General features: G+C 40.0%; 6 protein-coding genes and 2 pseudogenes. 6 read left to right on the top strand and 2 right to left on the bottom strand.

Annotated features, from left to right (window positions below; all coding sequences use genetic code 11):
* Positions 1 to 311 precede the first annotated feature (311 nt).
* Positions 312 to 1,166 (top strand): DUF4394 domain-containing protein, encoded by an 855-nt coding sequence (locus ACWATR_RS38230; RefSeq protein ID WP_460345056.1) that lies wholly within the window; start codon positions 312 to 314, stop codon positions 1,164 to 1,166.
* 513 nt (positions 1,167 to 1,679) lie between these two features.
* Here ACWATR_RS38230 and ACWATR_RS38225 read toward each other — a convergent pair.
* Positions 1,680 to 2,468 (bottom strand): class I SAM-dependent methyltransferase, encoded by a 789-nt coding sequence (locus tag ACWATR_RS38225; RefSeq protein WP_460345053.1) that lies wholly within the window; start codon positions 2,466 to 2,468, stop codon positions 1,680 to 1,682.
* A gap of 259 nt (positions 2,469 to 2,727) precedes the next feature.
* On the opposite strand from ACWATR_RS38225, the pseudogene ACWATR_RS38220 reads away from it, so the two are divergent.
* From ACWATR_RS38220 to ACWATR_RS38205, 4 genes and pseudogenes are all read left to right on the top strand, one after another.
* Positions 2,728 to 2,872: pseudogene (locus ACWATR_RS38220) on the top strand (IS1/IS1595 family N-terminal zinc-binding domain-containing protein); the annotation flags it as partial.
* A gap of 297 nt (positions 2,873 to 3,169) precedes the next feature.
* Positions 3,170 to 4,048 carry a DUF6748 domain-containing protein gene (locus tag ACWATR_RS38215; protein ID WP_460345050.1) on the top strand — a complete coding sequence of 293 codons (879 nt, stop codon included), beginning with the start codon at positions 3,170 to 3,172 and terminating at the stop codon, positions 4,046 to 4,048.
* Between the two features lie 155 nt (positions 4,049 to 4,203).
* On the top strand, positions 4,204 to 4,392 hold the full coding sequence (locus tag ACWATR_RS38210) for a hypothetical protein (RefSeq protein WP_460345047.1): 189 nt from the start codon (positions 4,204 to 4,206) through the stop codon (positions 4,390 to 4,392).
* Positions 4,393 to 4,421: 29 nt separating this feature from the next.
* Entirely contained in the window at positions 4,422 to 4,562 is a 141-nt protein-coding gene (locus ACWATR_RS38205) for a hypothetical protein (RefSeq protein WP_460345044.1), read from the top strand.
* A gap of 112 nt (positions 4,563 to 4,674) precedes the next feature.
* Here ACWATR_RS38205 and ACWATR_RS38200 read toward each other — a convergent pair whose 3' ends face one another.
* Entirely contained in the window at positions 4,675 to 5,418 is a 744-nt protein-coding gene (locus ACWATR_RS38200; protein WP_460345041.1) for a hypothetical protein, read from the bottom strand.
* Between the two features lie 648 nt (positions 5,419 to 6,066).
* On the opposite strand from ACWATR_RS38200, the pseudogene ACWATR_RS38195 reads away from it, so the two are divergent.
* Positions 6,067 to 6,458 (top strand): annotated as a pseudogene (locus ACWATR_RS38195) (hypothetical protein); the annotation flags it as partial.

The raw sequence follows: 6,458 nt of genomic DNA, 5'->3' as shown, positions 1-6,458 counted from the left end.
GTTTGTAAGAAGCAATAATGATTTCCTATTTTTTCAAAAACTAAAATCATGCCAAATTTATAATCTTAATTTTAAAAATTTAATGATACTATCAAAATTGACTTTGATGGTAATCAAGTTTTTACTCTTTTTTCTTTCTGGAAAAAATTGAAAGTAGGTTAAGTAGGAAAAGTAGGATGTTTTTATCAAACATCAAATTAAGTCTTATTTAAGTGTAATCTGTAGTCATCAGTAACTTGAAAGACAATCTTTTTAATAAAGGATAGCTCGTTGCTGAATCAAAACTAGAAAAACTGTTCTTGGAGTTTAGGATGAAAGGTCTGCTCACACGTAAAATAGCCCTTGTAGTTGCTGTAGTCACTGCGAGTCTTGGCTTGAGTGCTAACAAAATTTCAGCTGACGTTGGTCTCACGAAATTAGCTGATATCCTTCAAATTAATGTTAAAGGCAAATGGTCTGCTTTAAGATTTATTGGTATAACCTCAAATAATACTCTTGTAAATATAGATCCGAGTGGATTTGCTAAAGCAGTTCAAGTTAAAGGAATTGACGGCAACTTACAAGGTATCGATTTCCGTCCAGCAAACGGTCTGCTTTACGGTGTCACAGATACTGACAATGTATACAGGATTAACTTCATAAGTGGTCAAGCTCAATTTGTGAGCAAACTATCTAGCAGCTTTAATGGAGGTTTTCAATCAGGGTTTGACTTCAATCCCGTACCAGATCGCTTACGCATAGTAGGCAGCAATGACCAAAATTTCCGTACCAATGTAGATACTGGTGCAGTTATTGTTGATAAACCTTTAGCCTATGCTAGTGATGATGTCAACGCCACAGTTGACCCCAACGTTACCGCTGCCGCTTACACAAATTCCGTTGCTGGAGCCACATCAACTCAATTGTTTGCCATTGACTACGATCTTGATGTATTAGTACTGCAAAACCCACCTAATGATGGCACTCTCAGAACAATCGGCAATCTTGGTGTTAATTTTGCGCCGAATAGCGGCTTTGACATCTTTACAGATGCACAAGGTAAAAATACTGCCTATGCACTGTCTGGTTCAGTTCTTTACAGTATTGATCTATCTACTGGCGTTGCGACTGAAATCGCCGATGTCCCTAAAGGTACATTCATTGGTTTAGCCGTTACATCTAAGTAGCTATCCCCACAACCCTAATCCCTTTGGTTAGGGATTAATCATAGCGATCGCTCATATGGAACTGCGATCGCTTCTCTACTGGATAAACTTGCCATTAGTTCTATTGCTGGATCTGCGGCTGCATATTCTTATGCAATTGTTGTGGGAGTAATGAGGGTCAAAGTTGTGCTGCGCCTGCCCCCACTCTTGAGAAATGGTCGTATAGGCGATTGTTACGCGGTCAAATCGGCGACAGTCGCGGATGCAGAAACTCACGCGTTGCAGGAAATTCGGGGCAGAATCCGGGGTTTGAATTCTTGAAGGAATGCTGGAATGATGATGCCGCGAAAGCAGATTGTGATCAAAAAGTTGTTGGCGAAGTTTCCACAGTGGGGGGTTGCGATTATGGATGGGGTGCTGGCTGATTGGATAGATGAGGAGGTGGGTTTATAAATCAGCCTACACCAATTGCATTGTTGTTATGCAATAGATACCAGAGTCTGACCCTACATCACCATCTGCAACACAACCCTTTTAATTGGATGATGTTCGCCTTGAATACCAAGCATGAATAAGTAGATTCTGAAAAAATAGCACGGGTGTATCAAAGCCGGCCGATGCAATGAGTGATGCAACTTCTTGGGGTGGCAGCACAGCAACATCACGACCATAAGACGCGTGCATCTTTTCAATATCTTCCTCCGGCAGTTCGGCAGACTTCATCATTCGCAACCAAACATTAAGAAGGCTTTGATAGGCTGAAGTAGACATATCATAAGCTATATCGGAACTAATCAAATATCCTTGGGGGCGAAGCCGTAAAGCAATCTGATTAAAAAAGTTGCGCCTCTCCTCTTTCTGCATGAGGAAGTGAGAAACGACAAGGCAAGTCGCCGCATCAAATGAGTCTGATGCAGGCAGCGAATCGAGATAACCTTCGTGGAAAGTGCAGCGTGCCGTGATGCCACTTTCTTCAACCTTCTGGCGACAAACATTAAGCATAGGAATCGCAGGCTCTACCGCAGTGAATCGCCATTGTGGAAATGCTTGGGCAAGAGCAATCAATTCCAAGCCAGTTCCTACACCAACGCAGAGTATCCGGGCATCAGCAGGAAGTTCTGATAGTATGGCTTGGATAAACAAATCAAGAGAGTCGCGGATTGGAGCCAACTTAGCCCACCTTTTATCATAGTCAGAAGCGGCTTTTTGATCGAAAACAAAAGCTGGTTTTTGATTTTTCATGTGGGGAAGCCAATAAGAAAGTAAGCGGAGTTTGCCAGAGCCAATAATTAAGGCACGTCTACAAAGATCGTCCCAAGACAAAAGCGGCGTATAGACCTGCTGTACCTCCGTCTTGCATGAAAACAATCGGCAAGAAATTGAGCATGAATGCTTATTTTAATTGTACTTTTGCTTTAATCTAGACTTTACACGTCAAAGTAAGCTACAAATTTCTTGCCCAGTTTGTCAAAAATTTGCCCTTACATTTCGATAGGCTTTCGGGGTGACTTTAATAAATCGACGAAGTGTGGCTGCAAAATGAGGAGTTGCATAATATAGGGATGAATTGAGGCGTGATCCTGTGTATTGTCCATACTGTGATTCTACTGAAATTAGAAAAAATGGTAAACGAAGAGGTAAACTTTCATCACATTTGTGTCAATTGTGGTCGTCAATTTATCGATGTCTATAGTCCACCAAAAGGATACTCAGATGAGATAAAACAAGTAAAGCATATATTTCAGGAATGTTTCCATTCTCAACGCCATGCTGCCTCTACCGTTATTTCTTTCCGTATCAACTTGGTGCCCATTAGTAACAGTTTTGAATCCCCACTGGTTGCATTCTGACGGATGTATTCACAATAGCTGAATTTTTCTTCAATCATTCTGAAAATTGTGACAATTCGCCAAGAAATTTGCATAGATGATAGTGGTATAATTTTTTTTGTATTTGGCAGCAATTTTCTCATACTCTTACTTTTAATAAAAGTATTGAACCCTTAAATAAAATTTAAAGCTCCCATGAACAAAATATCACTTAACTACAAATACTCAATTATTCCCCTATTAAGTGCAATAATAGTTAGCAACGGATTTTTCTCCAAAGTATCGGCGCAAAATATTTCTGCTCCAGAGACTACTGATTCTGTTGCCGCCACTGTCAAAAACCAAGAGACTACTGATTCTGTTGCCGCCACTGTCAAAAACCAAGAGACTACTGATTCTGTTGCCGCCACTGTCAAAAACCAAGAGACTACTGATTCTGTTGCCGCCACTGTCAAAAACCAAGAGTTTCCACAGTGGGGATATTACACGATACGGAGAGATTTTCGCAGATGTGCTTCTCCTATATGTGGGGGATATTTTATCAAGCAAGTTAACTTAAAGGCGACTCCTTGCTTAGATGGTGTTTTTCGCTCCGAATGTTATGTGTCTGCAATTGATTGGAGTTCCCTGAAAGTCCCACCTTACGAACTAATAAAAATTCAAAATGATGATGGTAGCCGTGTAATTCTCAGAGGTAACATCGTTCCACTAACATTTCCTCTCTTCGGTGAGTTTGGGAATTTGAGAGTAAAGGAAGCCTTCTATGCCACGACAAATGCCCCAGCAAAAGGTACTTTTGTGGCATTAAAAGACAATGGCATTCGTTGCATCACAACTCCTTGCTTTTCCACAGATAATCTAGTTCTAAATAAACCTAAGACTGCTCAAGTTTCGTCAATTGATTTGAGCCAAATCGGTGCAACACAAAAACAACTTGACGCAGCAACAAACGAAATTTTTGGTAAAGGTTTGATTGCTGTAGGTAAAACTGAGGTAGTAGAAAACGTAGATCCAACCAAGAGAGATACTAAGTTTGTAGCTACACAATTTTATCTGAGAGTGGAACTGAACTAAAGAAATGATGAGGAAGATGATTATTCCTCTGCCCCTACTGTGGAGAAATCAATACAGTCAACTGATCACGAAGTTCAAGAGGGTGAAAGTTCCGCGCCGCGTCCGTGCTAAATCCTGAAAAGTGGTCGCATGAGGCGATTGTCACAAGGTCAAATATGCGACCGGAACGTATGCAAAAACTCAAAGTGGTGGCGAATTCGGGCGACAATCCAGGGTTTGACTTCCTCCAACAATGCTGTCATGATGACCCTGCCTTACAGATTGTGATCAAGAATTTGCTGGCGAAGTTTCCGCAGCGGCGTGTTGCGGTTGTGGATGGGGTGCTGGTGAAGTGGGACAAGTAGCGATGTCTGCAACAAGGCACTTTTGCAAGATGTTTATACTTCTTGACAGATGTATCGCCCCAAAACATCAGAATTTTGTAACTATTGATGTGTCTGCTGTTGAAGTTCCAGAGTTGACAGAAGAAGAACAGCGCGATAAGCCTGACGGCATGGCTACGCTTACCGATTAACCAACACGAAGGCTTATACTGCTGGCATAAAATTTGACTTCTTAAATAAAACTTTTCAAACGCCCTCTTATATTACTCTATAAGAATCATGATGAAAAATTATCCAAACTGCTTAATCAATAGTTGTTTGTACAGATGCCTTTCTGAACAAACGTGGACTTGTAATCTTCAGTTTACCTTCGCTAGCTAGCTCCTCAGAATGTGTTAAATCAATCTCGCGGCTTTTGAAAATCCAGTACGATGCAAATATAAAAATTGCAACTGCTTCAACAAAGAAAACTGTTGATCTTGCCTCAGAAGTACGCTGTAAAACTAATGTCAGTAGCACAGTGATTATAGGAAAAACGATCATTCCTATGCCGATTAGAGGATATATCCTACTGTAAAAAGATCGAATATTATCATTTTTTATCAGCTTAAGCGTATCTGATGCTCCAAAAATGCAAACATACGCAATTGACAGGAAAAACAGAATTGCGAAAGTCCCATGTAGCGAGAATTTGCTACATGAGTTGCCGCAACCCCACTCCATAGGAAATAGCGCAACACCGACAACAGAGACTCCAGCAAGGTTTAATGCATAGTTTTCATAATTCGTGTAACCTCTATAGAGATACAGAAAGACCCCAACTGCACACAAGATACCAACAAATACGTCCCTCGTAGTACCACCTCCGCTATGATAATAGGCACTCATTGACTCTTGAAGCGGTAGGTTAGAGCGAATATACCCTACAATCCATAAAAGAAAAGGCAAGACAATTGCAAGCCCCGCTATTCCAATGCGAAGATTAGTATACGTAGAAGTGATATGCTCTTGCATCTGCTCTTGAGGTTGCTCTTGTTTTAAGCTCATTTACTTTTTAACTCCTGAAAAGTTTATCTATGCAGATTTTAGAGAAATTATCGACTTGTTTGTTGACACAATTTATATGTCATTGGAGGCTTTTTTGCATGAATCCAAAAAAGACATATTTTTCATGGATTTGAGCAGTAATTAGTCTGCCATCTTGTAACTATCCGTCTTACCTAACTGCATTATGCAGTTAAGCTTCAATTCGACAATAAACTGAATATAATTCCTTTGCCTGGCTCATTTTCAGGTCTCATAAAATACAAGATGTATTAAAGCGATTCTTTGTTTAGCTGGGATACTAATCTGCATAATGGTTAGTGTAAGTAGTGTCTATATAAAGCTACAAATGTACAGAACTGAATTCCAGAAAGCAGAATTCTGTCTAATGAATTTGTATTTCTCAGCTTTGGGCAGGGCAACTGTACATCATTCCTCATCAATTCTCCCCTAACTCATGCCATTGCTACGGGAGTGGACATTAAACTTGTAGCCTTTATTGGCCATAGCTTCTAGCTTTTCTTAGTGCCATTCGACCCTGTATTGAATAAACTGATAGGATTCATAATTAATTACAAATTATCGAAGTTTTATTCTTAGTCAGCAACCTAAATCTATATGAAAGTGTTACCCTACGATAGCTTTACAATTTTGACAGATGATCCACTGCCTATAGTTCTGCAAAGGCTGAATGCTTTAGTTGAACCTACGAAAACATTCAGATTTTCTACTAAACACGCCCCTTATCAAGGAAGTATTTCTGAGTCAGGCTTTCAAATCAGCCGCATAATTCACTACGATAACTCCTTCTTACCAGTGATTCGAGGGCGCTTTGAAGTAAAATCCGATCAAACAGTGATTCATGTACAAATGAACGCACATCCTTTTGTAATGGCATTTTTAGGATTCTGGTTTTTATGCTGGTATAGTGCAGTTATTTCAATGACATTGGCAGGTGCTATGCCTAATAATACGGCTGCATTAGTTACAGGTATGCCTATACCAATTTTAATTATTTTTTGGGGAGCTTTTTGGTCAGAAGC

The organism is Nostoc sp. UIC 10890, assembly GCF_054786515.1.
The sequence above is the reverse complement of the archived record's forward strand: the minus strand, read 5'-3'. Positions and strand labels throughout refer to the sequence as shown.

What these genes read in the sequence shown, in the direction of transcription:
- ACWATR_RS38230 (WP_460345056.1), top strand. Translation starts at nt 312, where the DNA reads ATGAAAGGTCTGCTCACACGTAAAATAGCCCTTGTAGTTGCTGTAGTC.
- ACWATR_RS38215 (WP_460345050.1), top strand. Translation starts at nt 3,170, where the DNA reads ATGAACAAAATATCACTTAACTACAAATACTCAATTATTCCCCTATTA.
- ACWATR_RS38210 (WP_460345047.1), top strand. Translation starts at nt 4,204, where the DNA reads ATGCGACCGGAACGTATGCAAAAACTCAAAGTGGTGGCGAATTCGGGC.
- ACWATR_RS38205 (WP_460345044.1), top strand. Translation starts at nt 4,422, where the DNA reads ATGTTTATACTTCTTGACAGATGTATCGCCCCAAAACATCAGAATTTT.
- ACWATR_RS38200 (WP_460345041.1), bottom strand. Translation starts at nt 5,418, where the DNA reads ATGAGCTTAAAACAAGAGCAACCTCAAGAGCAGATGCAAGAGCATATC.